The sequence below is a fragment of the Alcanivorax borkumensis SK2 genome, from assembly GCF_000009365.1.
Lineage (GTDB): Bacteria > Pseudomonadota > Gammaproteobacteria > Pseudomonadales > Alcanivoracaceae > Alcanivorax > Alcanivorax borkumensis.
This window is the reverse complement of sequence record NC_008260.1, coordinates 2,336,228-2,358,829: the sequence shown is the minus strand read 5'-3', so window position 1 is coordinate 2,358,829 and position 22,602 is coordinate 2,336,228. Positions and strand designations below refer to the sequence as shown.

Here is a 22,602-nt window from a genome sequence, read left to right as displayed (position 1 = left end):
AGCCATGTCTTTGTGTGTGGCTCCCGATCGGTGCCGATGTCCCATCGGCATCGATCGGGAGCGTCCATAAAAACCACTGAACTAGCGGTCCTCGACGTCGTCGGGCCGGGTTAGCCAGGTCAGCCCCAGCCTGGCAAAGGTGGCGCAGATGCAGGCCAGCAGCATCACCATGAACCAGCGGTAGGATTCGGGTGGACCTGGTGGTGTCGATGGTTCCTGGGGCGAGTTGGCCACCGTCATTTCCATAAAACTGGTCACGGCGAATACGAGCGTTGCCACACCGAAGACCATCCAGCAGCCGGTGCGGAATCGTCTCAGCCATAGAGCGAATTCGGGTTTCGTCATCATTTGTTCCACTTTTTGAGATACCCGCTGCCGCCTGGGCCACCCGGTCGCGGGGAGGGTGTGCTGGGGTTCAGGTGTCGCAACATGCCTGGCCCGGGTATAAAACGCAGGGCGTTCTGGATGCCGGGTGCGGTAACGCCAACCAGGCCACCGGCCAGGAAGGGTGTCATCAGTGAGACGCCCATCATGATCAGGCCGACCAACAGCATCTCGGAGATAAAGCCAAGCTGAGCCAGCGCGGCCTTGTTCTCCAGGCGCAGATGCATCTGCTCGAAGATTTCTGCCGCCAAGTGCTCTACGAGAATGATCAAGACATACAGCATGAAGTAGGTGAGAAGCTGATTGACCCAGGCCTCCGTATATCTACTGCTTCTGCGAAAGAGCGAGGCCACAATGAAGATGGGGCCAATGATGATCAGTAGGGCGCTGACAAGCTGACTAGCCACGATGATCAGAAAAGCCGGGAAGCAAATCAGCCAACCGGTGATGCTGAGCATGACCCCCAGGATCTTGTTCTCCAGAGCCTGGCTGATACTCATGCCGCTGTTTTCGTCGAACTTCTCCTCGGAGGTGTCGGTGATGCGTTCCCAGAGCCCGTCAAGGGCATTGATGGCATCGTTGCCAGAGCCGGTGATGCCGCTAAGGACTTCATCGGGCCCATGGAAGGCAATGTCGATGATGTGGTCGCTGTAGATGCTCCAGGTCAGGGCGAAGGTGGATACCGCCGCGATACGAATCAGCCTCGATATCAACTCATTGAGTGGTATCTCTATCTTGCCCGCCCACAGCGCGTAGCCGGTCAGGGCCAGATAGATCACCACCAGGTTGATAAAGATGGGGCGTAACCAACCCATGGTCTGCTGGGCCAGACCGGAAACGGCGGTGACAATGTCAGTGACCAGAAGGGCGTGCATGCTGGCGATGGTGGACATGACCTCTCTCCCTTACTCAAACAGCCGGTGCCGGACTTTGGGTTGATAGCGGTCGCCCAGGCCGAGTTTCTTGGCCTCTTCATAGCCCAGGCCCAGCTCCGCACGGGCGGCATCTAGGTTGTCCCAGGCATTGACGCACTCGCGGGTGGTGGCGCTGTAATCCTGAGGCGGCGTGGTCATGGCCTCACGTTGCCAGTCGGGATGGTCCAGCTCGCAGGTAAAGGCGACGGTCAGGGTTTCTTTCGGGTGCGCCTTGAAATACTCCAGGCTCCGGCCTTCCGGGCCGTTATCGCAACCGATCAGCAGCAGGGCGGGGAAGACCATCATCAGGGCAAAACGGTTCATGGCTTACTCCTCAAACAAGCGGTAGCGGGGCGCGTCTTTTTCCTGCTGTACGGCCAGGGCTTGCTCGTACTCGTATTGACGCTGCTGAAGGGTGATGTTGATCAGCTCGTTAGTGAGCATGGCCTGTTCGCCGGCAATCCGGGCTTGCAGATCCGTGGCGGCTTTCAGGTTGGGGGCGTCATCCACCTTGCGGATCAATTGCTTGAGGGTGCTGTAACGCTGCTGTGAGCGCTCCAGAAGCTGTTGGGTAGTCCCTGCCTGGGTCAACAGCGGAGCCAGCTTTTCCTGGCGCTTGTGGGCCGCATAATCGCTCAGATCGGCCTGGCTATGGGCCACTCCATAGTCTTCCATGAGCTGTTCCAGGCTCGCGTCCAGAGATTCCAGGTCGTAGGGCAATTCTCCCCAGCTTCCGTAACCGTTTTCACCGGTGACGGCCAGCAGGTTGTCGCGCTGAACCTGCAACTGTTCCTGCATGTTGCCGAGCTGATCCTTCAGCGTGTTGTACTGCTGAATCATCTGTTGGTACTGCATGGTCATTTGCTGGAACTGTTGGATGGCTTGGGTCAAACCTGCGACATCCAGAACGGGCACACCGCCTGCCATGGCTTGCTGGCTCAATGATCCAGCGAGTAGGGCGGGTAACATCCATTTGGTTAAACGTTTCATCGTTTGATACTCCTTGTTGGCCCTTGGTGGGGGATTAGTCGTGACAGTGGTTAATGACTTCCCAGGCAGGTTTGTGAGGGGGAAGCCGGTACATCAACAGGTCTGCCTTAACCAGTTCCTGCAACGCCACCTTGATGTCGTATTGCGAGCACTGTGAATGGCTTTCTTGAAGCAGCGCGACAATGTTGGGGTGAGCAATGTTGTCCACTGCGGTGAGAAAGGTGTAGATGCCCAAGGCCGTCAAACTGAGCGAGGAATCGAACACCACCGATTCCTGGATTTGGTAAATGGCCTGGGATTCATTGAGGGCATGTAACGTCATCATCATTCTCCTTGCTGATGGAGCAGGAACGGGGAGAGGTCGGGGTTGTCCGGTGAGTGGCCATGCCACTGGTCTGGTACTTCGGTGACTTGCCATAGGGTGGCGCGCCAGCGTCCTTTGCCGTCTTTCAGTTTGGTGATCCGGAGGTATCCGGCCTTTTCCAGCTCCGCCACCCTGGCGCGAATGAAATCGCGGCCATTGCCTTTGCGCTGTTTTTCAAGAAACGCCAGGCGCAACTGGAAGTCGGGCGGGAGGTGCAGCATGAACGTCAAAAGCCCGAGAGCCTGGAATGTGATTCGCTTGTCCCGGATCAAATCGTTGTCGAGGACCGTGAAGTTTCCATGCTTGCGGAACCGCTGAATGGGATTGGGAATATCGCCGCGACTCATTGCACACCCTCATCGAGGATTCGTGCGACATCCTGAATCCGGAAATACACCCGGCGGCCAATTTTGACTCTGGCCGCATTGAGTCGTTGTGAGAGCTCGCAGTCGCGGTACAGCGAGACACGCAATCCATCCTCACTGCGATAAAGCACTTCGGCCAAATCTGCCATGCGAAGCAAAGGGCTTTTGAATTTATCGGCCAGCCATTTTTCCGTTGCTGAAGTTTCCATAATTAACCCGACGTTTCGGTACGATTCGTTAACGCCTTTTAAAGTACGTTTGAATTCGCGACCGTCAATACGGCGACAGGAGCGCCAATCGGGCTGGGGGCTGTTTTCAGAGAGGGAGGAGGAAACCGAAAAAGTGACTCATGAGTAACTTTTGGAGGAGGAGGGGGGGTAGTGCAGGATTCGCAAAGTGGTACCATTTGCAACCACTCTGGCTGAGCAGAGATGGTCTCCCCCTCCTCTTTACAGTTAATGTTAAATTTAAATTAATATGAATATTTTACATTTAAAGGTGGGGATAGTGGATGCATGGAAAGTTATCCATCCATTTTTTGATGGTGGAGAATTTGACAGGAAAAATGATACGGCTCTATTGATTGGGCGAATAGAAAGGCAGGCGGAGGAGTGGTTAACGGATATTACCTTTCTTTTTCAGTGTCATGACTGTGCTGCTCAATAGCGTCTATCAATTGTTCAGTGCGGGTTTGAATTGGAGGCATATCCTTTCTGAAAGCCAGTACCTGTTTTGCCAGGGCCTGATCCTCCGGGGTTGGGCTTTTGGCCAGGCCCTGTCCTACCCGCTCCCATAGGCTACGCATTTCCTTTTGACGAGCTAGGACCCTCTCTTTCCAAGGTTCTTCCTTACCCTTCCCTGCCATGCGCTCCAGTGCTTCTTTGACGGCCAGCTTGTCGACTTCCGGAGTCTTTGGTGGGGTCTGTTTATTAAGGCGCTCACGAAGGTGTTTAACAGCCAGGTTTTCGCCTTTGCGGGTGACGCCTCGCTCAGCCCTGCGGGTAGCTTCGGCCTCGATGCCCTGTCCTCTCAGGGCCTCGGCAAAGTCCTCTCGCCATTCTTGGGTTTTGCCTTTCGGGATATGTAGTCGGGTGCCGTCATGGCCAAGGTTGCGCACTGTCAGATGAACGTGGGGGTGTTTGGTGTCGGTATGCAGGGCCATCACCCAGTCGTGATTGTGGAATGTGGTTTTAGCGAAATCCTGGGCAGCATCTACTAACCGGTTCGGATCGCCCTTTGGAATAGACAGGACAAGATTGGTGGTGATCCGAGTTGCCTTTCGCCGCCCTTCTGTTTGCTCAAAGGAATCCAGCTCCCATTCTTTAGCTACGTCGGTCGGCCCCTGTTTGCCGTGCAGTTCCCCCTGGTTGGAAGTCATCAAGGGCAATACCCCATCTCGGCTAATATAATCAAGGTGGGAACCCACATGGGCCCCGCTTCTTGTGTATCCCGTAACTTTCACCATGACTTCCGGAGCCTTGCTAGCAACCCTGCTCAACTGCGCCCTATTGGGGCCTCGGCTTCGCTTTGGGCTATTGCTGCCGCCACCACCTTTTTTGATCTCTTCATCCCAAAATAGCCCCATTAGGCACTCCACCGTTTAATGGCAGCTAGTCTGATTTTGTCTACGGTGTCTCTTGCTCTATTTACGCTTGCAATAATAGCGGGCCAATCTAAACCGTATAGCTGAGACGTGTTTTTTGGGTCCATATTAATGGATCTGGATATTTGGTTAAGATTTATTCCTATTCGGTGAATCTCTTGGCGTACCTTTCTGAGCTCTTCTAATTCGGTGTCAGAGAATATGGGGTGATTAGATAAGTTAGAGATGACTAGAGCGGTTGCCCAGCCAGTAGGGGACTTAAAGAAGTTTTTCGCCCGACGTTTGAGTTCGGAAGCCTGTTTTTCTGTCAGCCGAATCTTGACTTGCCGGCTTTTGGGTTCTCTTTTTTCAATATTGGATAAATATTTAATGTTGTCTGCGTTTTCCATGAAATTGGCCCCTGTTTCGGTAACTTACAGTGGGCAAATTTCTAACATTGGATTTGTATAATAGATACGATCGTATTACACGATCGTATCGTGAGGGTGCTATGATTAATATATTGTTTTAAAAGGTTTTTATTGGATTTTGGCTTTGTTTTTATTGTTTGTAAAATTTTCCCAATAAATTCTCTTTATTAAATTAATTTAAGATAAAGGTGTGTTTTGTGGGTTTTATCGAGAGAGAAATAGTTATTGAAACCTGGTAGAGCTTTAGACTTCACGATTCATCTCTTCGGTTACGGCGATCAGCGATTGAGTCAAGCTCGTTCACTAGGTCTTCCGCGCGCAGGTGGGTGTATCGTTTCAGCATCTGCATGGACTTGTGGCCGCTGATGGCGGCCACCTGCTGGTCGCTGAGCCCCCCTTCGACTAACCGGCTTACGGCTTCATGACGCAGGTCGTGGAAGTGGAGCTCTTTCATTCCGGCGGTTTCCTTCGCTTTTAGCCAGGGTTTGTTGAAGTTATAGGGGCGGCGCTGGCCGTCTCTACCTGGTTCCCCAAAGAACACCAGATCTGTGTCGATGGGGCGAACTGGATTGGCTAGAGCTTCCTGCAGTATGGCTGTCGCTGTGCTGGAGAGTGGGACGGTACGTGGTGCTGTGTTCTTGGTTTCCAGTAAGCGTACGACCCGTCGCTTCAGGTCGATTTGGTTGCGACGTAACGTGGTGATCTCTGCTGAGCGCATCCCGGTTTCTAGGGCAAGCCGGACGATCCAGCCCAGCATGGGGTTGGAGTGGCTATCGACCGCAGCTATAAGGCGATCTTCTTCCGTTTGGTTTAGTCGGCGCTCGCGTCCAGGTGGCGGGGCAGGGCGACGAATATTTTGTACAGGATTGGACGGCAGGCCGATTCCCCATTCCCTGATAGCGGTGGTGAACATATGCCCGAGCAACGCAAGGTCGAGTCTTACCGTGTTGGGTGATCGCGGTCTTGGATCAGGATTGCCCTTGGCATCTTTGCGGTCCAGGCCAGCAAGGCGTTCATCGCGATACTTGGCGATAATCTCAGGGGACAGTGCTGCTAACGAGTATTTGCCCAGTCCTTTGATTAGAGGTTTGGAATGTCGAACGTCGCAGGCTGCTGAAGCCGGGCGCTTGGTTGGGGAGACTTCCGCCAGGTAGCGCTTGAGTGCATCCGCCACGGTCATTCTTTCTGCGGGGGCGCGTTGGATGTAAACACCGCGCACCATTTCATCTTCGGTGCGTCGCGACCAATCTTCAGCATCGCGTTTGGTGCGAAAGGTTTTTGAGGTAGTGGGGAACCCCGTTTTGCGAATGACGGCTTTCCATGTGCCGGAAGGGGTTTTGACGAGTGTAGCCATAGTCTTATCGATCCCTGATAGATTCGGTCACTGTACCGAATTTGTACTTTTGGGAGCAATCGACTGGCCCTAGGCTGGAGGGCTGGAATATAGTTGCTGACAAACTGGCCGTATCTCTTTGATTAAAAAGAGAAAAAATGGATTGTCAGCATGTAGAAATGGTGGGCCCACCAGGACTTGAACCTGGGACCAATCGATTATGAGTCGACTGCTCTAACCAGCTGAGCTATAGGCCCTGAGAAATCGCCTGACGTCTTCTTATGTTGAACGCCTGACGCTTGCCTGCGCTGTCGCGCGGGCGAAGATTATAACGTGTATTTGGTTTAGGGAAAGGCTGTACTCTTTTTTATTATTGCCCAGGCTGCAACGCAGCCCAGGCATTTTGCATTTGCCGGTTTTACAGGTCGCCGTCGAGGAAGCTGCGTAGGTGCTCGCTGCGGCTCGGATGCCGGAGTTTGCGCAGTGCCTTGGCTTCGATCTGACGAATACGTTCACGGGTTACGTCGAACTGTTTTCCCACTTCCTCAAGGGTGTGGTCAGTGTTCATGTCGATACCGAAACGCATGCGCAGGACTTTAGCTTCCCGAGCGGTGAGGTTGGCCAGTACGTCGCGGGTGGCTTCTTCCAGGCCAAGCGAGGTGGCGGAATCTACCGGGGATTCCATGTTGCCGTCTTCGATAAAGTCGCCGAGGCTGGAATCTTCATCGTCACCGATGGGGGTTTCCATGGAGATTGGCTCTTTGGCAATCTTGAGTACTTTACGAACTTTATCTTCCGGCATTTCCAAGCGTACACCCAGCTCTTCTGGAGTGGGTTCGCGGCCCATTTCCTGCAGCATTTGACGTTGTACCCGGTTGATCTTGTTGATGGTCTCTATCATGTGTACCGGGATACGGATGGTGCGTGCCTGGTCGGCGATGGAGCGTGTGATGGCCTGACGAATCCACCAAGTAGCGTAGGTGGAGAATTTGTAACCACGGCGGTATTCGAACTTGTCTACGGCTTTCATCAGGCCGATGTTGCCTTCCTGAATCAGGTCGAGGAATTGTAGCCCTCGGTTGGTGTATTTTTTGGCGATAGAAATAACCAGACGCAGGTTGGCTTCGACCATTTCTTTCTTGGCGCGACGCGCTTTTGCTTCGCCAATGGAAATGCGACGGTTGATTTCCTTGATGTCGGCAACGGGCAAGCCAATGATGTCTTCGATAGTGCTGATTTTACGCTGGGCACGCTGAACGTCTTCTTTGACGACGCTCAGTTTATCGGCGATGGCTTTGCCTTTTTTGGTTTTCAGCTGGCTATCGATCCACTCCATGTTGGTTTCGTTGCCAGGAAATGCCTTGATGAAATCCTTACGATCCATACCGCCACGGCGGATGGTGGCGGACATGATTTGGCGCTCGAATTTACGTACCAGGTCCAGGTTGTCGCGTGCACCAACGAGCATGCTGTCGAAAATACGCGGCACCAGTTTAAACAGGGTGAAGTGTTCTGCCAGCGCTTCTAATGCCTTGGCGGTGGATGCATGGTCCCGACCGTTACGCTTGAGAGAGCGTTCTGCTTTCTCTTGCAGTTTTTTCAGCGTCTCGAAGCGTTCTGCGGCCAATACCGGATCCAAGCCGCCTTCATCTTCTTCGTCTTCGTCGTCGCTGTCTTTATCGTCAGAACCTTCTTCTTTGGCTTTTTCTTTTGCCTTAGCTTTTTCTTCTGCCGCCTTCTTGGCTTTTTCAGCAAAAGCAGGATCGCGATTGGCGTTGGTCGCTGCCGCGCCATCGTCATTGGGATCCAAGTAGCCGGCAATGATGTCGGTGAGCTTACGTTCTTCGTTTTCCACGCGGGCGTATTCTTCAATCACCATATCGACAGCGCCGGGCCAGAAGGCGAGGGCGTGAAGAACTTCACGGGTGCCTTCTTCAATGCGCTTGGCAATTTCGATTTCGCCTTCCCGAGTGAGCAGCTCCACGGTGCCCATTTCGCGCATGTACATGCGTACCGGGTCGGTGGTGCGACCGGGTTCGTTCTCTACGGAGGCGAGCACGGCAGCGGCTTCTTCAGCGGCGACTTCGTCTGTGCTGTCGGCGCTTTCGTCGATCGTCAACTGGTCGGCATCGGCGGCTTTTTCAACCACGGTGATGCCCATGTCGTTGATCATCTGAATGATGTCTTCTACTTGATCGGTATCCGTAATGGAGTCCGGCAAGTGGTCATTCACTTCAGCGTAGGTAAGGTAGCCCTGTTCCTTACCTAGTGCGATCAACTGCTTCAGCTGAGATTGTTGCTGCTGCTTTTGAGTCGTCATGCAATTAAAGCCCGTAACGTCGTGCTGGGAGCTTGCGCTTGCCAGCGTGATGGTGGCGTGGGAAAACGGCGTATTATACTGGGATATGGGGTCTACGGCCAGTCAATGCAACCCTGGGGCTGCACCATTGGCCGGGTTAGTCGAAGGGTTTGCGGGCGTGTTGGCGGGCTTCGGCCAAGGCTTTATGTAGCGCCTGCCAGTGCGCCGGGTCGGGCATGCCGGCCTGTTCTACCTCTGTTAATGCGGCTTCCAGGCGGGTCACTTCCAGCTGTGATAGGGCATCGAGCCATAGCCGAGTGGCCATTTCTTCTTCCATTGGCGGTTTGAGGCTAGCTTTGAGCAGGCGAGATAATGTTTCGCCCTGCTCAAGGGCCATCAAGGCGCCGAGCAAGGCGGCAGCGCTATGATTTTGTCGGCACAGCCCAGCGACCTGAGTCAGTAGGTCGATATGCGGTAACGGCAGTTGCTCGATGTTGTCCGGCAACGGATGCTGCTCTACTAGTGATGGGTAATCCAGCAGTACAAGTACCAGGCGCTCGGCCAAGGTTAGTGGGCCTTTGCGACCGCCATTTTGGCGTGGATTGGGGCGAATTCGGTTGCGATTGTCTGCGGTAAAATTATTGCTGCTGCCGTTGTTGCCGCCGTCCGCGAAGGCGAAATCTTCCGGGTAGGGTATGCCGGGGTCGTCTTCGGTGGGCGGCGGCGGGGAACCGAAATCCTCGTAACCATGCCCATAATCGTAGGCGTTGCCAGCCGGTGACGAGGTGCTCGGCGTAGGCCGGGGTGCTGCCGGTGCTGGTTTGAGCTGGATCAGTGATTCCTTGTCCAGTCGGGTGAGGCGGCTGAGCTCTTCAGTGAGCAGGGCGCGGTAAACCGGACCGGCGGGCTTGTCCAGGTAGGGCAGGGCGAGGCGGGCAAGCCGGACGCGGCCATCCACGGTCTCCAAATCCAGCCCTTCTGATAGATGTCGGAACAGGTAGGTGGACAGGGCGTCGGCTTTATCAGTGAGTGCTCGCAACGCCTCTGGCCCTTGTTGGCGCACGAGTGTGTCCGGGTCTTCCCCGTCTGGGAGGAATAAGAAACGTACCTGTTTGCCGTCATCCAGCGCCGGTAGAAGCGATTCCAGCGCACGCCAAGCGGCACGCACGCCGGCCTTATCCCCGTCAAAGCACAGGATCACTTCATTGACCTGGCGGAACAGTTTGCGGGCGTGATCTTCGGTGGTGGCGGTGCCCAAGGTGGCGACCACATTGGGTACGCCGTGCTGCGTTAGGGCGATCACGTCCATGTAACCTTCGACTACATAGAGGCGGTCGCTGCGGTCCCTGCTCTGGCGCCACTCCCATAGCCCGTAAAGCTCCTGGCCCTTGTGGAAAACGGGGGTTTCTGGGCTGTTAAGGTATTTCGGCTTGCCGTCGCCCAGCACCCGACCGCCAAAGCCGATGGTGCGGCCGCGGCTATCGCGAATGGGAAAAATGATGCGATCCCGGAATTTATCGTAGGTGCGGTTATTGTCTTCCCGGCGCACCAGCAGGCCACCGGTAACGGCTTGTTCCAGGCTGGTTTCAGTGAGAGAAAGGCCGTTGATTAGATTGTCGTAGCCGGGTGGCGCAAACCCAATGGCGAACTGTTTTGCAATTTCGCCGCTTAACCCTCGGTTTTTAAGGTAATTCACTGCTTTTTGACGCTCAGGCGCTTGGCGTAACTGTTGCACGTAGAACTTTTCGGCGCGGCTAAGCAGGTCGTAAAGGGATTGCAGGCGATCTTTTTTCTGGCGATCGGCGGTGGTTTCTGGTCGCGATTCAGGCACCTCCATGCCGGCGCGATCGGCGAGTTGCTTCACCGCTTCCGGAAAGTTCAGGTGCTCATATTCCATTAGGAAGCCCGCGGCGTTGCCGGAAGCACCGCAGCCGAAACAGTAATAAAATTGCTTATCTGGCGCGACAGTGAAGGAGGGCGTTTTTTCCTGGTGGAATGGGCAGCAGGCGCTGTAGTTGCGGCCAGTTTTTTTTAGGGGCACGCGAGCGTCTATCAGCTCCACCAGATCGGTACGAGCCAGAAGGTCCTGAACAAAATTTTCCGGAATGCGTGCCATGGTGCGCGGACTCTCTGCGTGGGCTGCTATTCAAGCAGAATTGCCGATGTGGGGAAAGTTTAATGCGGGCGCTGGCTGGTAAGGTGTCAGGTGTGTGTCTGTCTGTTTCGCCCCAAGGTACTGGGATGAAAGGGAAAACGTAGCGGGAACGCTGTATGGTTGGCTCAGGCGAGTTTAGCGCGAACCTTACCGCTAGCTGCGCCCATATCGGCACGGCCTTGCAATTGCGGCTTGAGAATACCCATTACTTTGCCCATGTCCTGCATGCCTGAAGCACCGGTTTGAGCCATGGCGTCATCGATAAGGGCGTCAATTTCCGCATCGGTGAGCTGGGTGGGGAGGAATTCTTGAAGCACCACGATTTCCGCTTCTTCGATTTCCGCCAATTCTGGGCGGTTCGCGTCACGGTATTGTGTGGCTGAATCCTTGCGCTGCTTGATCAATTTGTCGAGCAGGGCGAGTACACGTGCATCATCAGGGTCGATGCGCTCGTCCACTTCAATTTGTTTGATTGCTGCAAGCGCCATACGAAAAACACCAAGACGTGCCTTTTCTTTGGCACGCATGGCGTCTTTCATGGCCGCAGTGAGCTGCTCTTTGAGCGCACTCATCAGACGTCTATACCTTAGTACAAACGTTTGCGTGCGAGTTGCTCACGCTGCAGTTTTTTAAGGTGACGCTTGACGGCTGCGGCACGCTTGCGCTTACGCTCTTGTGTGGGCTTCTCGTATTGCTCGCGACGACGCACTTCAGAGAGAATACCCGCTTTTTCACAGCCACGCTTGAAACGGCGCAGGGCCACATCAAACGGTTCGCCTTCTTTCACCTTCACCTGAGGCATGAAGAATCACCTTCCTAGAAATTAGAGTTTATGGGGGTCGCCGCGGGCTCAGGTGGTCCCGGGGTGCGGCGAGGCGGGGATTCTACCCTAGTGGTGAGGAAATGCAAATCCTACGGTTCATCGCTATCATGGCAACGCAATTTCACAGGGTTGATCACCATGCGCGTATTGGGTATTGAATCGAGCTGCGACGAAACCGGCGTGGCTATCTATGACACCGAGCAGGGGCTATTGGGGCAGGCCTTATATAGCCAAGTAGAGATGCATGCTCGCTATGGCGGTGTGGTGCCGGAGCTGGCCAGCCGTGATCATGTGCAGCGGGTGCTGCCATTGATACGCGAAGTCATGACGGAGGCTAATACCCAACCGCAACAGTTGGATGGGGTGGCGTTTACCGCTGGCCCTGGGCTGGCCGGCGCTTTGCTGGTAGGGGCGGGTGTGGCCCGTTCGTTGGCGTTTGGCTGGAATTTGCCTGCGGTGGCCGTGCACCACATGGAGGGGCACCTGCTGGCGCCCTTGCTGGAGCCTAATGCCCCTGCGTTTCCCTTTGTGGCGCTGCTGGTTAGCGGGGGCCACACACTGCTGTTGGACGCTAAGGCCCTGGGGGAATATGAGATTTTAGGTGAATCAGTGGATGATGCGGCTGGAGAGGCGTTTGATAAAGCCGCAAAAATGATGGGCTTGGGTTACCCCGGTGGCCCCCGTGTTGCGACGTTGGCGCAACAGGGTACGGCAGGTCGGTTCCGTTTTCCGCGCCCGATGACCGATCGTCCAGGCTTGGATATGAGCTTTTCTGGGCTCAAGACTTTCACGTTAAATACCATCAATGATTTGGGCGGAAAAGAAGCGTTAAGTGAGCAGGACCGGGCGGATATTGCTCGTGCGTTCGAAGAAGCGGCGGTGGATACCTTGGTGATCAAGTGCCGCCGTGCGGTGGAGCAGACCGGCCACAAGCGATTGGTGATGGCTGGAGGGGTCAGTGCGAATCAGTCGTTGCGTGCTAAGTTGGCGGAACAGATGAAAAAACGGGGTGTGGACGTTTATTACCCCGCGCCTCAATACTGCACGGATAACGGTGCCATGATCGCTTTTGCGGGAGCCCTGCGGTTGCAGGCCGGGGAACGGGCCGAGCTACCCATCAAGATCCGCCCGCGCTGGCCGCTGACGGAACTGGCGAAGCTGCAAGGCGCGGATTAAGTTCGGTTTACTCTCAGTAAGCTCAGCCCGGCGCCCTAGGGGGACGCTGGTGGTGTGTCTCAGAAATCATCACGTTTTGCCGTGTTGGAACGTGTAGCTAGCTTTTCTTCCTGAACCCCAGCTCTTCCCCACGCAGTATTTTTTGCAGGTTGCTGCGATGTCGCAGAATCAGCACGATGGAAAGGGCCAGAATGGGCCAGAAGGCTTGGGGCAGCCAGGCGAAAATACAGGCTGGAGCTACCACGAAGGCACTCAGTGAGGCGATTGAGGAAATACGGTTGAGGGCAAATACCAGCAGCCAAGTCGCGCCGGCTAACAGCCCACTGGGCCAGTGCAGAACAAACAGTAGCCCAAAGGCTGTGGCCACGCCTTTACCGCCTTGAAAGTGAAAGAATACGGGATACAGATGGCCTAAGAAGGCAAAGACGCCCACCAGTGCGGCCACAAAGGGGCCCATATCCAGATAGCGGGCGAGCACCACGGGTATTACCCCTTTGAGCACGTCGCCCAGCAAGGTGAGGGCGGCTGCGGGTTTGCCGCCAATACGGAGTACATTGGTGGCCCCGGGATTGTTGGAGCCCTCGGTGCGCGGATCTGGGTAGCCGAACAAACGGCAGACCAGAATGGCGCTGGAAATGGAGCCCATCAGATAGCCGGCTACGCACAATGGCAATAACCAGAACCAGACTTCCTGTAATGTCCCTGCTTGCACCGGTTATAATCTCCCATCACATCGCTGAGGCAGCGAAATTGGCACCCAAGTAGTGCTTTGGGGCCATTGTACACAGCATCCCATTGCTGCCTGAGCTGCAAGCGTAACATCTGATTACCTGAAATGGGATTCATCCAGTGCGCTAGCGTCGATGAATGCCACGGCAAGAGAGCCAGTATGGATATTGTTTATATCAATGATTTGAAAGTGGATACGGTAATCGGCATTTTCGATTGGGAGCGTCGCATCCGCCAGACCGTGAGTCTGGATCTGGAAATGGCGGCAGATATTTGCAAAGGAGCGGCCTCGGATCACATTGATGATGCATTGGATTACAAAGCCATTGGCAAGCGGTTGATCACCTTTATTGAAGGCAGTGAATTTCAGTTGGTGGAAACTCTGGCGGAGAATGTGGCGCAGCTGGTGTTGAATGAGTTCAGTGTGCCGTGGCTAAAATTGCGACTCAGCAAGCCGGGCGCTTTGCGCGGCGCCCGTGATGTGGGGGTGATCATTGAGCGGGGTGTGCGTCCCAATGCCTGACGTGTCTCAGGCTCAGGTATTTCTAAGCCTGGGCTCCAATATCGACCGTGAGCACAATATTAGCTCTGGGTTAGATGCCCTAAAGCGGGCATTTTCCCCCTTGTCGATCAGCCCGGTGTACGAAAGTGAAGCGGTGGGTTTCGATGGTGATGCCTTTTACAACCTAGTGGTGGGGCTGAAGACAGCCTTGAGTGTGGGAGAACTGGCTGCCTGTCTAAAAGAGATCGAAAAGGAGCATGGTCGGGTGCGGGGCGAGAAAAAGTTTTCAAGCCGAACCTTGGATATTGATATTCTCACCTACAATGATTGTGTGGGTGAGATAGAGGGTGTGCAGCTGCCCCGGGACGAAATTCTCAAGCATGCTTTTGTTCTAAAACCCCTGGTCGATCTGGCCCCGGATGCCATGCACCCGCAAACCCGTGCATCCTACCGGGCATTGTTGGACGCGGCTGATTTCAGCGGGCAGAACTTATGGGTAGTGCCGTTCGGCGGCAAGAAACAATAGTTTTTGTAGATTGCGTTAGCGACATGTCGGTGCAAACCGGCAGCTATCGGTAGGCCTGAGATGCAACGTGTTCCGTGCTGTGTCTCTCAATACCAATGCGGTGTCATATCGCTTTGCGCCCAACGGAAGAAATCGTATTCCAGCCGAGAGAGGCCACCGGGATAGAGGTGGTCGATACGTTGAAGCGTTGGCCTCTGATGGTTTTTTTCCAGATCCTGAAGCAATTGCCGCAAAATAGAACGGCCCACGGGTTTGGACATGAGAAAGGCGGTGGTTGCCCAAGCAACGGTGTAGGGAATGGCGTTGAGCTGGTGAGCCATCTTGCGCCATTGAGCATCATCCAGGGACAAATACTGCCGCAGGGTAATCAGGCGCTGTTGTTCAACCCAGGTCTGAATGCGTTTTTGGGCATCGGGCAGGGCGCTGATTCTCTGGCGCCCGTCCGGTTGTGTTTCCAGGGTTTGGAAGTATTGCGCTAGCCCTTCCTGTAGCCACACCGGGGCTGATGGCGATAATTGGTAGAGCAACACATGGCTGGATTCATGAAGAATGGTTTGGGCTACTTGTTGTTCATTTTCGGCCCATTTCCACACGGCAACTTCGTTGGTTGCAGGAATGAACACGCCGGCATAATGACGGCTGCTGGAGCCAATCCGCTCAACCATCCATTGTTGAAAATCGTCCTGTTTTTCAATCAGAAACACGTTCACTTCTGCGGTGCCATGTAGGTCTAGCCCGAAGTCCCGGCGGTAGCGTTGGTAGATGTGGCGAATGTTATCTAAGGTGTGTTGCTGCAAGTCGCCGGTCAGGGTGAAATCCTGGCGCTTAACGTGGATTTCCAGGTCTTTGAGTTGCGGGCTGATATTCGGAGTGATGGTTTTGGTTTGGGCGCCCTCTGGTGGCCGATCACCGAAATGCAGCTTGCCGCTGGCATCCTGCCATTGAAAAATATCCGCTTGGGCGCCGGTACTGAAAAGAACGAGAAAAAGCGTTAGAAGTCGCAATGTTCGTCGATCCATTTCTGGGTTTTCTTTTGGTCTGCGGCGACCTCTTCGGCGTTGGCGTTGCGGTGGGTTCCGTCTTCATTCACATAGACGAAAGGCCCTCTCATTTGCTCAAGCCGCTTTTCTGCCTGTTTGCAGGGTTGCGCAAACCGTTCCCGGTATTCATCGCGTGCGTTTTTTTCTGCCAGTGCTTTATGGCGGGCTTGGGTTTGCTGGCTTTGGAGTAGCCGCTGGGTACGGGCATGGATATCTAGAGCGTCATCTTGGCCAATCTTAGGGGGCGGTTTTATGTCCAGAGTTTCATGTTCTGCCTGTGGCGCCCTGTCGCCAAATTGCCAGTTGCCATTGGCGTCCTTCCAACGATAGATTTCTGCGCTGGCAGAGGCCGTCGCCAGTGACAGCAGTATTATTCTTATCATGTTCATGGATGCCCCCGAGAGCCCTTCTCATGTTTTGTTTTTAGCTTCCTTGTAAGGCCAGTGACCGCCCCCCGTCCACGGCCAATATTTGTCCGGTAATAAAGGGGGCGGCAGTAGCCAACCAGTAAACCGTGTTGGCAATGTCATCCGGCTCGCCGCTGCGTTTCAGGGCGGTGGCGTCTTGGATGGCCTGCTGGTTCATCTGCCCGGCTTCTGGCCATAGAATGGGCCCCGGGGATACGCCGTTGACGCGAATCTCTGGTCCCAGTTCCCGAGCCAAGCTTTTGGTCATCATCGCAAGGCCGGCTTTGGCCATGCAATACAGGGTATGCGTTTGCAGCGGTTTTTCTGCGTAAACATCGACAATATTGATAATGCAGCCCTGTTGCTCACGTAATGCAGGCGCCAGCTGCTGGCTGAGAATAAAGGGGGCGCGCAGGTTGCTGTGAATCAGCTTTTCCCAGTCGCTGTCGTTTGCCTGTTCTATGGGGGTGGGGTAAAAGCTGGACGCATTGTTGACAAGTAAATCCAGCTGGCCAAAACAGGCAAGGGCGTCGCTGGCCAGTTGGCGCACGGCGGCGGGTTGGTCCAAATCGGCTTGCAGTAACCCTGCACTACCGGGGCGTAGCTGATTCAGCTCGGCGGCCAGGCTCTCGGCTTCTTCCTGGCTACCCCGGTAATGAATGATCACCCGCATCCCGTGCTGATGCAGGGTGCGAACAATCTGGGCGCCAATACGGCGGGCGCTGCCGGTAACCAGGGCGACGGGGGCGTTCATCAGGGGTTCAGCTCCTGTTGTTTAAAGGTGGCGATGGCATCAATGCGGGCTTGCTCAATCGCTTCCCCCAGTGCCGGACCTTCGTGGCCTTGGGCCTGCAGCGCCTGTATATCTACCTGGCGTGCGGCATCTGCCGCGCCCTGTAGATAGGAGGCTTGAGGATACTCGCGGTTTTCGAAACTGGTGCGGCCCCGCGCGTCGGCTTCACAGGCTCCCAAGAAATCCGTTAGTCGCTCCGGGCGACGAAGGATATCCAGCGACTTGAACAGTTTCCACACCGTGGCCGGTTTCAGTTCCAATGCACGGTGGCTGTGAGTATGGAACTCAGCGACTAAGGTGGCCAAGGTTGCGGCTTCCTTGGGAACTTTCAATCGCTTTGATACCTTTTTGCTTAAACGAGCGCTGCGGATTTCGTGGGCAATGTGTCGGGGCCACTCTTCCTTTGGGGTTTTACCCTTACCTAGATCATGGCAGAGCAATGCATAGCGAGCGTTAAGGCTTAAGCCGAGCCGAGCGGCTTGCTTAAGGCATAGGAATTGATGAAGCAGGGTGTCCACTTCCGGATGGTGTTGTTCCGGTTGAGGTACGCCATCCAACGCGGCAAGTTCTGGAAATAAGGCATGCAGTGCGCCGCAGCGGTGAAGTACCTGAAAGAATACCTGAGGATCGCGCTCCATGAGCGCTCGGCTGGTTTCTTTCCAAACCCGCTCAGCGACAAGATAACCCAGCTCACCGGAGTCGCTCAGTTGTTTCATCAACATAAGTGTGTCATCGGCCACCTGAAACCCTAGCCAGTGGTAGCGAGCGGCAAAACGGGCAACCCGCAATACTCGTAAGGGGTCTTCGGCAAAAGCGGGGGAAACATGGCGCAATAGGCGAGCTTTGAGATCCACGCGGCCATTGAACGGGTCGATGATTTCACCACCACGGGCTTGCGCCATGGCATTGATGGTCAGGTCGCGGCGAATCAGATCCTCTTCTAGAGAGACTGTGCTGGCGGCATGGAAGGTAAAGCCGCCATAACCGTGGCCGGATTTCCGTTCGGTTCTGGCCAGGGCGTATTCTTCCTGTGTTTTTGGATGCAGGAATACGGGGAAATCTTTGCCCACGGGGCGGAACCCGTTGGCTTCCATTTCCTTCGGGGTGGCACCGACCACGACCCAATCTTTTTCCGTCACGGGGAGGCCGAGCAGCGAATCTCGCACTGCGCCGCCCACTAGATAGACATTCATCTTGTGCGCTCTCGTTATCTTGAGCAGAATGGTCGCATGCTTTCTAGTGTACTGAAACTGAACTCTTTAGTCGTAGACCACTGTACTCGCCAATGGCGAGCACAGGGACGACGGCTGTGTGACTGAACGTTTCAGTTTTGCAAGAAGGCCGCAGCGTCCCCCGACCTGCGGCCTTTTTTCGTTTAGGGGGGAAGGTGGTAGGCCGTAAACCCGCTGCAAGCTACACCACGGAATAGGTTTTTCTGGCGGATATCGCTGTAGCCGCGCACCAACATTTGGTCGCGCTTGTTGCTTCAGAATAAAAAAAACCGAGACCGCTTTGTCGCTTAAAACGTGTGGCTCATTTAAGGAGAACGGCATGCCAACCTTGGCAGCGTATTTGATTGTGGTGGCGGTGTGGGCAACCACTCCATTGGGGATTAAATGGAGTGGTGACGCCATGGCGCCGCTGGCGGCGGCCGGTGTGCGCATGGGTATTGCTGCGTTGCTGGGGCTGGGTTGGTTATGGATAAAGCGCCAACCTTTGCCGTTGCATGCTCGCGCGCGTCTCAGCTATTTGGCGTCTCTGCCGGGTATTTTTGGCGCTATGGGCTGTAGCTATATGGCGGCGGTTCACCTTCCTTCCGGGTTAATTTCAGTGATTTTTGGGCTGGCGCCGCTGTTGTCCGGCCTGATGTTGCAAGCCTTGCCGGGCGGTCTGCGCCTTAACCGCTGGCATTGGAGCGCCTGCCTAATTGGTTTAGCCGGGTTGGTGCTGGTGTTTGATGACAGCCTGCAGGTGCTGGTCGCCGGGCAGGGGATGGGCGGCCGGGGAGTGGGTTTGCTGTGGATGCTTAGCGCTGTGACCTTGTTTGCCGGCAGTGGCATTGCGGTGCAGCGAGTGGGAGCTGGGCTGCAGCCTATGCAGCAAACCGTGGGCGGTTTGTTGCTGTCGTTACCCTGTTATGCCATTGGCATGGCCATTACCGGGCAGACGCTGAGCTTTAGCGGCGATTACCGGGGCTTGTCCGCGATACTGTATCTGGCGGTGTTTGGTTCGTTGTTGGGGTTTTATTGCTATTACCAAGTGTTGGCCCGGCTGTCGGCGGCGACGGTGGCGTTAGTGACGCTGATTACGCCGGTGTTGGCATTGTCGTTGGGAAGCCTGCTCAATGGTGAAAGCTTGGGGGTACTGGTGCTGGTGGGTGCCGCGTTAATCGTGCTGGCACTGTCGCTGTTTCTGCTGGGGGACCACAAGATACGCCGCCAGCTGAAGCAACTAACGAAGGCTGACGCCTAGCAGTGGCACTGAATGCGAACCAAGTCGTCTAGCCGTAGTGCAGTTAAGGACCCTCCCCACACGCACCCGGTGTCTAGTGCGTCGACCTTGTCGACGCCACTGTGGCCTTGCAGGGCAGCCCAGTGGCCGAACAGGATGCGAGTATCGGTGACGATTCGGCCGGGGTGCTGGAACCAGGGAATGAACCCGGCGGGGGGCAAGTCGGGCTCACCTTTGCTAGTCAGGTCCAGCTCTGCGGCCTGATCTACAAAACGCATGCGGGTGAAGTGGTTGGTGATCACCCGCCAGCGGTCTGGGCCACTCAGCTTCTCGTCCCAGCCGGCGGGGGTATTGCCGTACATGTGAGTAAAAAATGTGCCGGCCGAGTGGTTACGCAGCACGGTTTCCACTTCCGCTGCGCGCTGGCTGGCCTGGGCCAGTGACCACAGCGGCGGAATGCCGGCGTGGGTCATCACTGCATTATGTTCTGGTAGGTTAATAAGCAGCGGTTGTTGTTGTAGCCAGCCCAGCAGTTCATCACGATCCGGTGCGTTTAAAATTTCGCTGAGAGTGTCTTTACGTTTACTGGGAATGGTGCCGTTGGCCACGGCCAGCAGGTGTAGGTCGTGGTTGCCTAGCACGGTATGTACATTGTCGCGCAGGGCGTGGACGCGCCGCAGGGTGCCTAGTGAGTCCGGCCCCCGGTTGACCAGGTCTCCCGCGAGAAACAGGCGGTCGCGGTCGGCATTGAAGCTAAGCTTTTCCAGCAAACAGTCAAACGCGCCTAGGCAGCCCTGCAGATCGCCAATGGCGTAATCGCTCATAAGGCGTCTCCGGTGATACGCCTGATGCTGGGTGCTTGATGCTCGACGCTTGCGCTTTTACGGGCTAAAACAATGATGTCCCCATCGGCCATATGTTGGGCGTCAGGCATAGGGCCTCCAGCGCATTCAGTGCAATGCATGTGGTGCGGCTAGGGTGAAGGCCGGAACCTGTGCATCGAAGTGGCTGCCGTCTTCGGCGATCATCTGGTAACTGCCGCGCATGCTGCCCACCTCCGTTTCCAGAATGGCACCGCTGGTGTAGCGGAAGGTTTGGCCGGGGGCGATGTGGGGTTGTTCGCCGATAACCCCCTCGCCATGGACTTCCTGAACGCGCTCTTCGCCGTCGGTGATCACCCAGTGGCGGGTTAGCAAACGGGCGCTGACAGAGCCTTTGTTGAGAATGCTAATGTGGTAGGCAAAGACCCAGCGTTGGCTTTCTTCATCACTCTGATCGGGTAGAAATTCGGTTTCCACCGATATCTGTATGTTGTGATTGGAGTCGCCGTTGGCGGTGTTGTCGCTACCTGGTTCGGTGACGCTCATTGGCTGTTGTCTCCCTTGCCTTGTTCAGTGTGTGGTGCGTTGGCGTCTTCCACATCGGCCGGCGGGCGGCTGATGTTGGCCAGCGCCACGTAGTCGGCCACGGACAGTTGATCCGGGCGTAGGCCGGCATCAATGCCGACGGCTTGAAATTGCTCGGCGCTAACCCAAGATTTTAACCCATTTCGGATTGCCTTGCGGCGCTGGGTAAAGGCCTGGGCCACCAGTTTACGCAGGTGGTCTTCGTCGTCCGCTGGGTGGGGCGGGCTGTCGTGGGGAATTAGCCGGACCACGGCGGAGTCTACTCGTGGAGGGGGGCTGAATGCCTCCGGGGGCACAAAGAAAAGATAATCCGCCTGGCAATGATACTGCACCATGATCGAGAGCCGCCCCCAGTCACGGGTGCCGGGGCTGGCAGTGAGCCGTTCCACCACTTCTTTTTGCAGCATGAAAGTCATGTCGCTGATGGCGTCGGCCTGGGCAAGTAGATGAAAGATCAAGGGGGTAGAGATGTTGTACGGCAGGTTACCGATCACCCGCAGGGGCTTGTCCGCTGGTTTTAGGGTGCGGAAATCAAAGCGCAGGGCATCACTTTCGTGGATGGTCAGTCGCTCGGGAGTATTTTCTTGGCGCAGTAGGGCGATTAGATCCCGGTCCAGTTCCACCACATGCAAATGGGGGAGCTCTTCCAGTAGTGGATAGGTGAGGGCGCCTCTGCCTGGGCCGATTTCCACCAAGGTGTCTCCCGTTTGCAGGCCCAGGGTGCGGATCATGCGGTCGACCAAGTTGCGGTCGTGCAGAAAATGCTGGCCAAAGCGTTTACGGGTGCGATGTTCTTTCATAGCGGATCTCAGGTCAGGCCGGGTGGTGTGACTTAATCAACGCAAGGGCGCTGGTGTGGTCAGGCATTATGCTGCGGTGTTGCCAAGGTTAACGCTAGGCGCGTGGCGGCGATCAGGCTGCCGGCGCTGGCCGTGCCGTTGCCTGCCAGATCGAAGGCGGTGCCATGGTCCACTGAGGTGCGAATAAAAGGCAGCCCCAGAGTGATATTGATGGCTTCGCCAAAACCAGCGTACTTGAGCACCGGCAAGCCTTGGTCATGATACATGGCAAGCACCGCATCGTGTTGCTCAAGTAAATGGGGCTGGAAAGCCGTGTCGGCGGGAAGAGGGCCGGTGAGCTGCATGCCCTTAGCGCGTAGGTGTTTCAACGTGGGAATGATTACATCCAATTCTTCACGGCCCAGGTGGCCCTCTTCGCCGGCGTGAGGATTGAGCCCCAGTACCATAATGCGCGGTTCGGTAATGCGGTACTTGCTGATCAGGTCGTCGCGCAGAATGGTCAGGGTGCGCATCAGGCTATCTGGAGTAATGGCTGCCGGTACCTGGCTTAGGGGCAGGTGGGTGGTGGCCAAGGCTACTCTAAGCGGCTGCCCGCCGGGAGACGCGGTGAGCATCATTACTACCTGATTTACCCCGGCCTGTTCGGCGAGAAATTCAGTATGGCCGGTGAACGCTGGGTCGGCTCCGTCGCAAATGACGTTTTTCGCCACCGGGGCGGTGACCATAGCTGAGAAGGTGCCTTTGAGGCAGCCCTGAGCGGCACGAGTGAGCATGGTCACGGTGCCGGCGGCGGTGGCCGGGTCCGGTTGCCCAGCGATGACAGGGGCGCCGGCTGGGGTGTGCCATACGGGCAGGGAGCCTACTGGTAGTAGATCGCCCGGCTGCCAGTCACTTAACGCCACCGTCAGGCCTAATTGTTGCGCTCGTTCGCTGAGTACCTGGCGGTCACCGATGATGACCATTGGGGCATCACTGAAGGTATCCAGCAGAGATAGCACTAGGTCCGGCCCGACTCCTGCGGGGTCGCCGTAAGTGATGGCGATGGGTTGGGAGGGCGAGCTAGGCATGGATTAGTAGAAGGCCTGAAGCCGGACGCCGAGCGCCGATGCTTTCTCCCTCCCCCTTCTCCCGC

The 22,602-nt window shown here is 55.7% G+C and carries 27 protein-coding genes and 1 tRNA gene; 4 read left to right on the top strand and 24 right to left on the bottom strand.

All coding sequences use genetic code 11. The features are described 5' to 3' along the window. Positions 1 to 81: 81 nt before the first annotated feature. From ABO_RS10660 to rpsU, 15 genes are all read right to left on the bottom strand, one after another. Complete coding sequence (locus ABO_RS10660) at positions 82 to 348, bottom strand: hypothetical protein (protein WP_011589351.1); 267 nt, start codon at positions 346 to 348, stop codon at positions 82 to 84. Further along, positions 345 to 1,277, bottom strand: coding sequence for a type IV secretion system protein (locus ABO_RS10655; protein ID WP_011589350.1), 933 nt, complete (start codon positions 1,275 to 1,277; stop codon positions 345 to 347). Before ABO_RS10655 ends, ABO_RS10660 begins: the two co-directional genes overlap by 4 nt. A 12-nt stretch (positions 1,278 to 1,289) precedes the next feature. Further along, positions 1,290 to 1,622, bottom strand: coding sequence for a hypothetical protein (locus tag ABO_RS10650; RefSeq protein ID WP_011589349.1), 333 nt, complete (start codon positions 1,620 to 1,622; stop codon positions 1,290 to 1,292). A gap of 3 nt (positions 1,623 to 1,625) precedes the next feature. Beyond that, the gene (locus tag ABO_RS10645) at positions 1,626 to 2,288 is read right to left on the bottom strand and encodes a type IV secretion system protein (RefSeq protein ID WP_011589348.1); all 663 of its coding nucleotides are present in this window, start codon (positions 2,286 to 2,288) and stop codon (positions 1,626 to 1,628) included. A 34-nt stretch (positions 2,289 to 2,322) separates the two neighbouring features. Beyond that, on the bottom strand, positions 2,323 to 2,610 hold the full coding sequence (locus tag ABO_RS10640) for a hypothetical protein (RefSeq protein ID WP_041705036.1): 288 nt from the start codon (positions 2,608 to 2,610) through the stop codon (positions 2,323 to 2,325). 2 nt (positions 2,611 to 2,612) lie between these two features. After that, the gene (locus tag ABO_RS10635) at positions 2,613 to 2,999 is read right to left on the bottom strand and encodes a hypothetical protein (RefSeq protein WP_011589346.1); all 387 of its coding nucleotides are present in this window, start codon (positions 2,997 to 2,999) and stop codon (positions 2,613 to 2,615) included. Then, positions 2,996 to 3,226: a hypothetical protein gene (locus ABO_RS10630; RefSeq protein WP_011589345.1), complete on the bottom strand. Its 231-nt coding sequence runs from the start codon at positions 3,224 to 3,226 to the stop codon at positions 2,996 to 2,998. The genes ABO_RS10635 and ABO_RS10630 overlap by 4 nt, the downstream gene beginning before the upstream one ends. A 416-nt stretch (positions 3,227 to 3,642) precedes the next feature. Then, complete coding sequence (locus ABO_RS10625) at positions 3,643 to 4,395, bottom strand: relaxase/mobilization nuclease domain-containing protein (protein WP_232501288.1); 753 nt, start codon at positions 4,393 to 4,395, stop codon at positions 3,643 to 3,645. Between the two features lie 206 nt (positions 4,396 to 4,601). Continuing rightward, positions 4,602 to 5,009 (bottom strand): plasmid mobilization relaxosome protein MobC, encoded by a 408-nt coding sequence (locus ABO_RS14135; RefSeq protein ID WP_050731517.1) that lies wholly within the window; start codon positions 5,007 to 5,009, stop codon positions 4,602 to 4,604. 271 nt (positions 5,010 to 5,280) lie between these two features. Continuing rightward, complete coding sequence (locus ABO_RS10615) at positions 5,281 to 6,384, bottom strand: site-specific integrase (RefSeq protein WP_011589342.1); 1,104 nt, start codon at positions 6,382 to 6,384, stop codon at positions 5,281 to 5,283. 159 nt (positions 6,385 to 6,543) lie between these two features. After that, positions 6,544 to 6,620: transfer RNA gene (locus ABO_RS10610), tRNA-Ile, on the bottom strand. Between the two features lie 161 nt (positions 6,621 to 6,781). Continuing rightward, positions 6,782 to 8,683: an RNA polymerase sigma factor RpoD gene (gene rpoD / locus ABO_RS10605; RefSeq protein WP_011589341.1), complete on the bottom strand. Its 1,902-nt coding sequence runs from the start codon at positions 8,681 to 8,683 to the stop codon at positions 6,782 to 6,784. Between the two features lie 136 nt (positions 8,684 to 8,819). Beyond that, positions 8,820 to 10,778 (bottom strand): DNA primase, encoded by a 1,959-nt coding sequence (gene dnaG, locus ABO_RS10600; protein WP_011589340.1) that lies wholly within the window; start codon positions 10,776 to 10,778, stop codon positions 8,820 to 8,822. A gap of 164 nt (positions 10,779 to 10,942) precedes the next feature. After that, complete coding sequence (locus ABO_RS10595; RefSeq protein WP_011589339.1) at positions 10,943 to 11,389, bottom strand: GatB/YqeY domain-containing protein; 447 nt, start codon at positions 11,387 to 11,389, stop codon at positions 10,943 to 10,945. Between the two features lie 14 nt (positions 11,390 to 11,403). Beyond that, positions 11,404 to 11,619, bottom strand: a complete 216-nt coding sequence (gene rpsU / locus ABO_RS10590) for a 30S ribosomal protein S21 (protein WP_007148705.1) — start codon at positions 11,617 to 11,619, stop codon at positions 11,404 to 11,406. A gap of 159 nt (positions 11,620 to 11,778) precedes the next feature. Here rpsU and tsaD point away from each other — a divergent pair, with 159 nt between their 5' ends. Next, entirely contained in the window at positions 11,779 to 12,816 is a 1,038-nt protein-coding gene (tsaD, locus tag ABO_RS10585) for a tRNA (adenosine(37)-N6)-threonylcarbamoyltransferase complex transferase subunit TsaD (RefSeq protein WP_011589338.1), read from the top strand. Positions 12,817 to 12,913: 97 nt separating this feature from the next. Here the strand turns inward: tsaD and plsY are convergent, their stop codons facing one another. Continuing rightward, a complete protein-coding gene (gene plsY, locus ABO_RS10580; RefSeq protein WP_011589337.1) occupies positions 12,914 to 13,528 on the bottom strand; it encodes a glycerol-3-phosphate 1-O-acyltransferase PlsY in 615 nt (204 codons plus the stop codon). 177 nt (positions 13,529 to 13,705) lie between these two features. On the opposite strand from plsY, the gene folB reads away from it, so the two are divergent. Together folB and folK are read left to right on the top strand one after the other, a co-directional pair. Beyond that, positions 13,706 to 14,068 (top strand): dihydroneopterin aldolase, encoded by a 363-nt coding sequence (folB, locus tag ABO_RS10575; RefSeq protein ID WP_035459183.1) that lies wholly within the window; start codon positions 13,706 to 13,708, stop codon positions 14,066 to 14,068. Then, on the top strand, positions 14,061 to 14,573 hold the full coding sequence (gene folK, locus ABO_RS10570; RefSeq protein ID WP_011589335.1) for a 2-amino-4-hydroxy-6-hydroxymethyldihydropteridine diphosphokinase: 513 nt from the start codon (positions 14,061 to 14,063) through the stop codon (positions 14,571 to 14,573). The genes folB and folK overlap by 8 nt, the downstream gene beginning before the upstream one ends. Positions 14,574 to 14,659: 86 nt before the next feature. Here folK and ABO_RS10565 read toward each other — a convergent pair whose 3' ends face one another. From ABO_RS10565 to ABO_RS10550, 4 genes are read right to left on the bottom strand one after another with little or no spacing between them, the layout of a single operon-like run. Beyond that, positions 14,660 to 15,592, bottom strand: coding sequence for a DUF4124 domain-containing protein (locus ABO_RS10565; protein ID WP_011589334.1), 933 nt, complete (start codon positions 15,590 to 15,592; stop codon positions 14,660 to 14,662). Continuing rightward, complete coding sequence (locus tag ABO_RS10560) at positions 15,565 to 16,002, bottom strand: DUF4124 domain-containing protein (RefSeq protein WP_011589333.1); 438 nt, start codon at positions 16,000 to 16,002, stop codon at positions 15,565 to 15,567. The genes ABO_RS10565 and ABO_RS10560 overlap by 28 nt, the downstream gene beginning before the upstream one ends. 34 nt (positions 16,003 to 16,036) lie before the next feature. Beyond that, positions 16,037 to 16,774 carry a pteridine reductase gene (locus ABO_RS10555; protein ID WP_011589332.1) on the bottom strand — a complete coding sequence of 246 codons (738 nt, stop codon included), beginning with the start codon at positions 16,772 to 16,774 and terminating at the stop codon, positions 16,037 to 16,039. Next, positions 16,774 to 18,006: a multifunctional CCA addition/repair protein gene (locus ABO_RS10550; RefSeq protein WP_011589331.1), complete on the bottom strand. Its 1,233-nt coding sequence runs from the start codon at positions 18,004 to 18,006 to the stop codon at positions 16,774 to 16,776. Before ABO_RS10550 ends, ABO_RS10555 begins: the two co-directional genes overlap by 1 nt. Before the next feature lie 358 nt (positions 18,007 to 18,364). Between ABO_RS10550 and ABO_RS10545 the strand changes: the two genes are divergently transcribed. After that, complete coding sequence (locus ABO_RS10545) at positions 18,365 to 19,285, top strand: DMT family transporter (RefSeq protein WP_011589330.1); 921 nt, start codon at positions 18,365 to 18,367, stop codon at positions 19,283 to 19,285. On the opposite strand, the gene ABO_RS10540 is transcribed toward ABO_RS10545, so the two are convergent. The 4 genes from ABO_RS10540 to pdxA all read right to left on the bottom strand — a co-directional run bounded on the left by ABO_RS10540 (position 19,282) and on the right by pdxA (position 22,537). Continuing rightward, a complete protein-coding gene (locus ABO_RS10540) occupies positions 19,282 to 20,088 on the bottom strand; it encodes a symmetrical bis(5'-nucleosyl)-tetraphosphatase (RefSeq protein ID WP_011589329.1) in 807 nt (268 codons plus the stop codon). The genes ABO_RS10545 and ABO_RS10540 overlap by 4 nt on opposite strands. A gap of 126 nt (positions 20,089 to 20,214) precedes the next feature. Further along, the gene (apaG, locus tag ABO_RS10535) at positions 20,215 to 20,631 is read right to left on the bottom strand and encodes a Co2+/Mg2+ efflux protein ApaG (RefSeq protein WP_011589328.1); all 417 of its coding nucleotides are present in this window, start codon (positions 20,629 to 20,631) and stop codon (positions 20,215 to 20,217) included. Further along, positions 20,628 to 21,470, bottom strand: a complete 843-nt coding sequence (rsmA, locus tag ABO_RS10530; protein ID WP_011589327.1) for a 16S rRNA (adenine(1518)-N(6)/adenine(1519)-N(6))-dimethyltransferase RsmA — start codon at positions 21,468 to 21,470, stop codon at positions 20,628 to 20,630. The genes apaG and rsmA overlap by 4 nt, the downstream gene beginning before the upstream one ends. 59 nt (positions 21,471 to 21,529) lie before the next feature. Beyond that, positions 21,530 to 22,537 (bottom strand): 4-hydroxythreonine-4-phosphate dehydrogenase PdxA, encoded by a 1,008-nt coding sequence (gene pdxA / locus ABO_RS10525; RefSeq protein ID WP_011589326.1) that lies wholly within the window; start codon positions 22,535 to 22,537, stop codon positions 21,530 to 21,532. Positions 22,538 to 22,602 lie beyond the last annotated feature (65 nt).

Bases quoted from the DNA above. Each gene is read 5' to 3' on its own strand.
- ABO_RS10660 (WP_011589351.1), bottom strand. From the start codon at position 348: ATGATGACGAAACCCGAATTCGCTCTATGGCTGAGACGATTCCGCACC.
- ABO_RS10655 (WP_011589350.1), bottom strand. From the start codon at position 1,277: ATGTCCACCATCGCCAGCATGCACGCCCTTCTGGTCACTGACATTGTC.
- ABO_RS10650 (WP_011589349.1), bottom strand. From the start codon at position 1,622: ATGAACCGTTTTGCCCTGATGATGGTCTTCCCCGCCCTGCTGCTGATC.
- ABO_RS10645 (WP_011589348.1), bottom strand. From the start codon at position 2,288: ATGAAACGTTTAACCAAATGGATGTTACCCGCCCTACTCGCTGGATCA.
- ABO_RS10640 (WP_041705036.1), bottom strand. From the start codon at position 2,610: ATGACGTTACATGCCCTCAATGAATCCCAGGCCATTTACCAAATCCAG.
- ABO_RS10635 (WP_011589346.1), bottom strand. From the start codon at position 2,999: ATGAGTCGCGGCGATATTCCCAATCCCATTCAGCGGTTCCGCAAGCAT.
- ABO_RS10630 (WP_011589345.1), bottom strand. From the start codon at position 3,226: ATGGAAACTTCAGCAACGGAAAAATGGCTGGCCGATAAATTCAAAAGC.
- ABO_RS10625 (WP_232501288.1), bottom strand. From the start codon at position 4,395: ATGACTTCCAACCAGGGGGAACTGCACGGCAAACAGGGGCCGACCGAC.
- ABO_RS14135 (WP_050731517.1), bottom strand. From the start codon at position 5,009: ATGGAAAACGCAGACAACATTAAATATTTATCCAATATTGAAAAAAGA.
- ABO_RS10615 (WP_011589342.1), bottom strand. From the start codon at position 6,384: ATGGCTACACTCGTCAAAACCCCTTCCGGCACATGGAAAGCCGTCATT.
- rpoD (WP_011589341.1), bottom strand. From the start codon at position 8,683: ATGACGACTCAAAAGCAGCAGCAACAATCTCAGCTGAAGCAGTTGATC.
- dnaG (WP_011589340.1), bottom strand. From the start codon at position 10,778: ATGGCACGCATTCCGGAAAATTTTGTTCAGGACCTTCTGGCTCGTACC.
- ABO_RS10595 (WP_011589339.1), bottom strand. From the start codon at position 11,389: ATGAGTGCGCTCAAAGAGCAGCTCACTGCGGCCATGAAAGACGCCATG.
- rpsU (WP_007148705.1), bottom strand. From the start codon at position 11,619: ATGCCTCAGGTGAAGGTGAAAGAAGGCGAACCGTTTGATGTGGCCCTG.
- tsaD (WP_011589338.1), top strand. From the start codon at position 11,779: ATGCGCGTATTGGGTATTGAATCGAGCTGCGACGAAACCGGCGTGGCT.
- folB (WP_035459183.1), top strand. From the start codon at position 13,706: ATGGATATTGTTTATATCAATGATTTGAAAGTGGATACGGTAATCGGC.
- folK (WP_011589335.1), top strand. From the start codon at position 14,061: ATGCCTGACGTGTCTCAGGCTCAGGTATTTCTAAGCCTGGGCTCCAAT.
- ABO_RS10565 (WP_011589334.1), bottom strand. From the start codon at position 15,592: ATGGATCGACGAACATTGCGACTTCTAACGCTTTTTCTCGTTCTTTTC.
- ABO_RS10560 (WP_011589333.1), bottom strand. From the start codon at position 16,002: ATGAACATGATAAGAATAATACTGCTGTCACTGGCGACGGCCTCTGCC.
- ABO_RS10555 (WP_011589332.1), bottom strand. From the start codon at position 16,774: ATGAACGCCCCCGTCGCCCTGGTTACCGGCAGCGCCCGCCGTATTGGC.
- ABO_RS10550 (WP_011589331.1), bottom strand. From the start codon at position 18,006: ATGAATGTCTATCTAGTGGGCGGCGCAGTGCGAGATTCGCTGCTCGGC.
- ABO_RS10545 (WP_011589330.1), top strand. From the start codon at position 18,365: ATGCCAACCTTGGCAGCGTATTTGATTGTGGTGGCGGTGTGGGCAACC.
- ABO_RS10540 (WP_011589329.1), bottom strand. From the start codon at position 20,088: ATGAGCGATTACGCCATTGGCGATCTGCAGGGCTGCCTAGGCGCGTTT.
- apaG (WP_011589328.1), bottom strand. From the start codon at position 20,631: ATGAGCGTCACCGAACCAGGTAGCGACAACACCGCCAACGGCGACTCC.
- rsmA (WP_011589327.1), bottom strand. From the start codon at position 21,470: ATGAAAGAACATCGCACCCGTAAACGCTTTGGCCAGCATTTTCTGCAC.
- pdxA (WP_011589326.1), bottom strand. From the start codon at position 22,537: ATGCCTAGCTCGCCCTCCCAACCCATCGCCATCACTTACGGCGACCCC.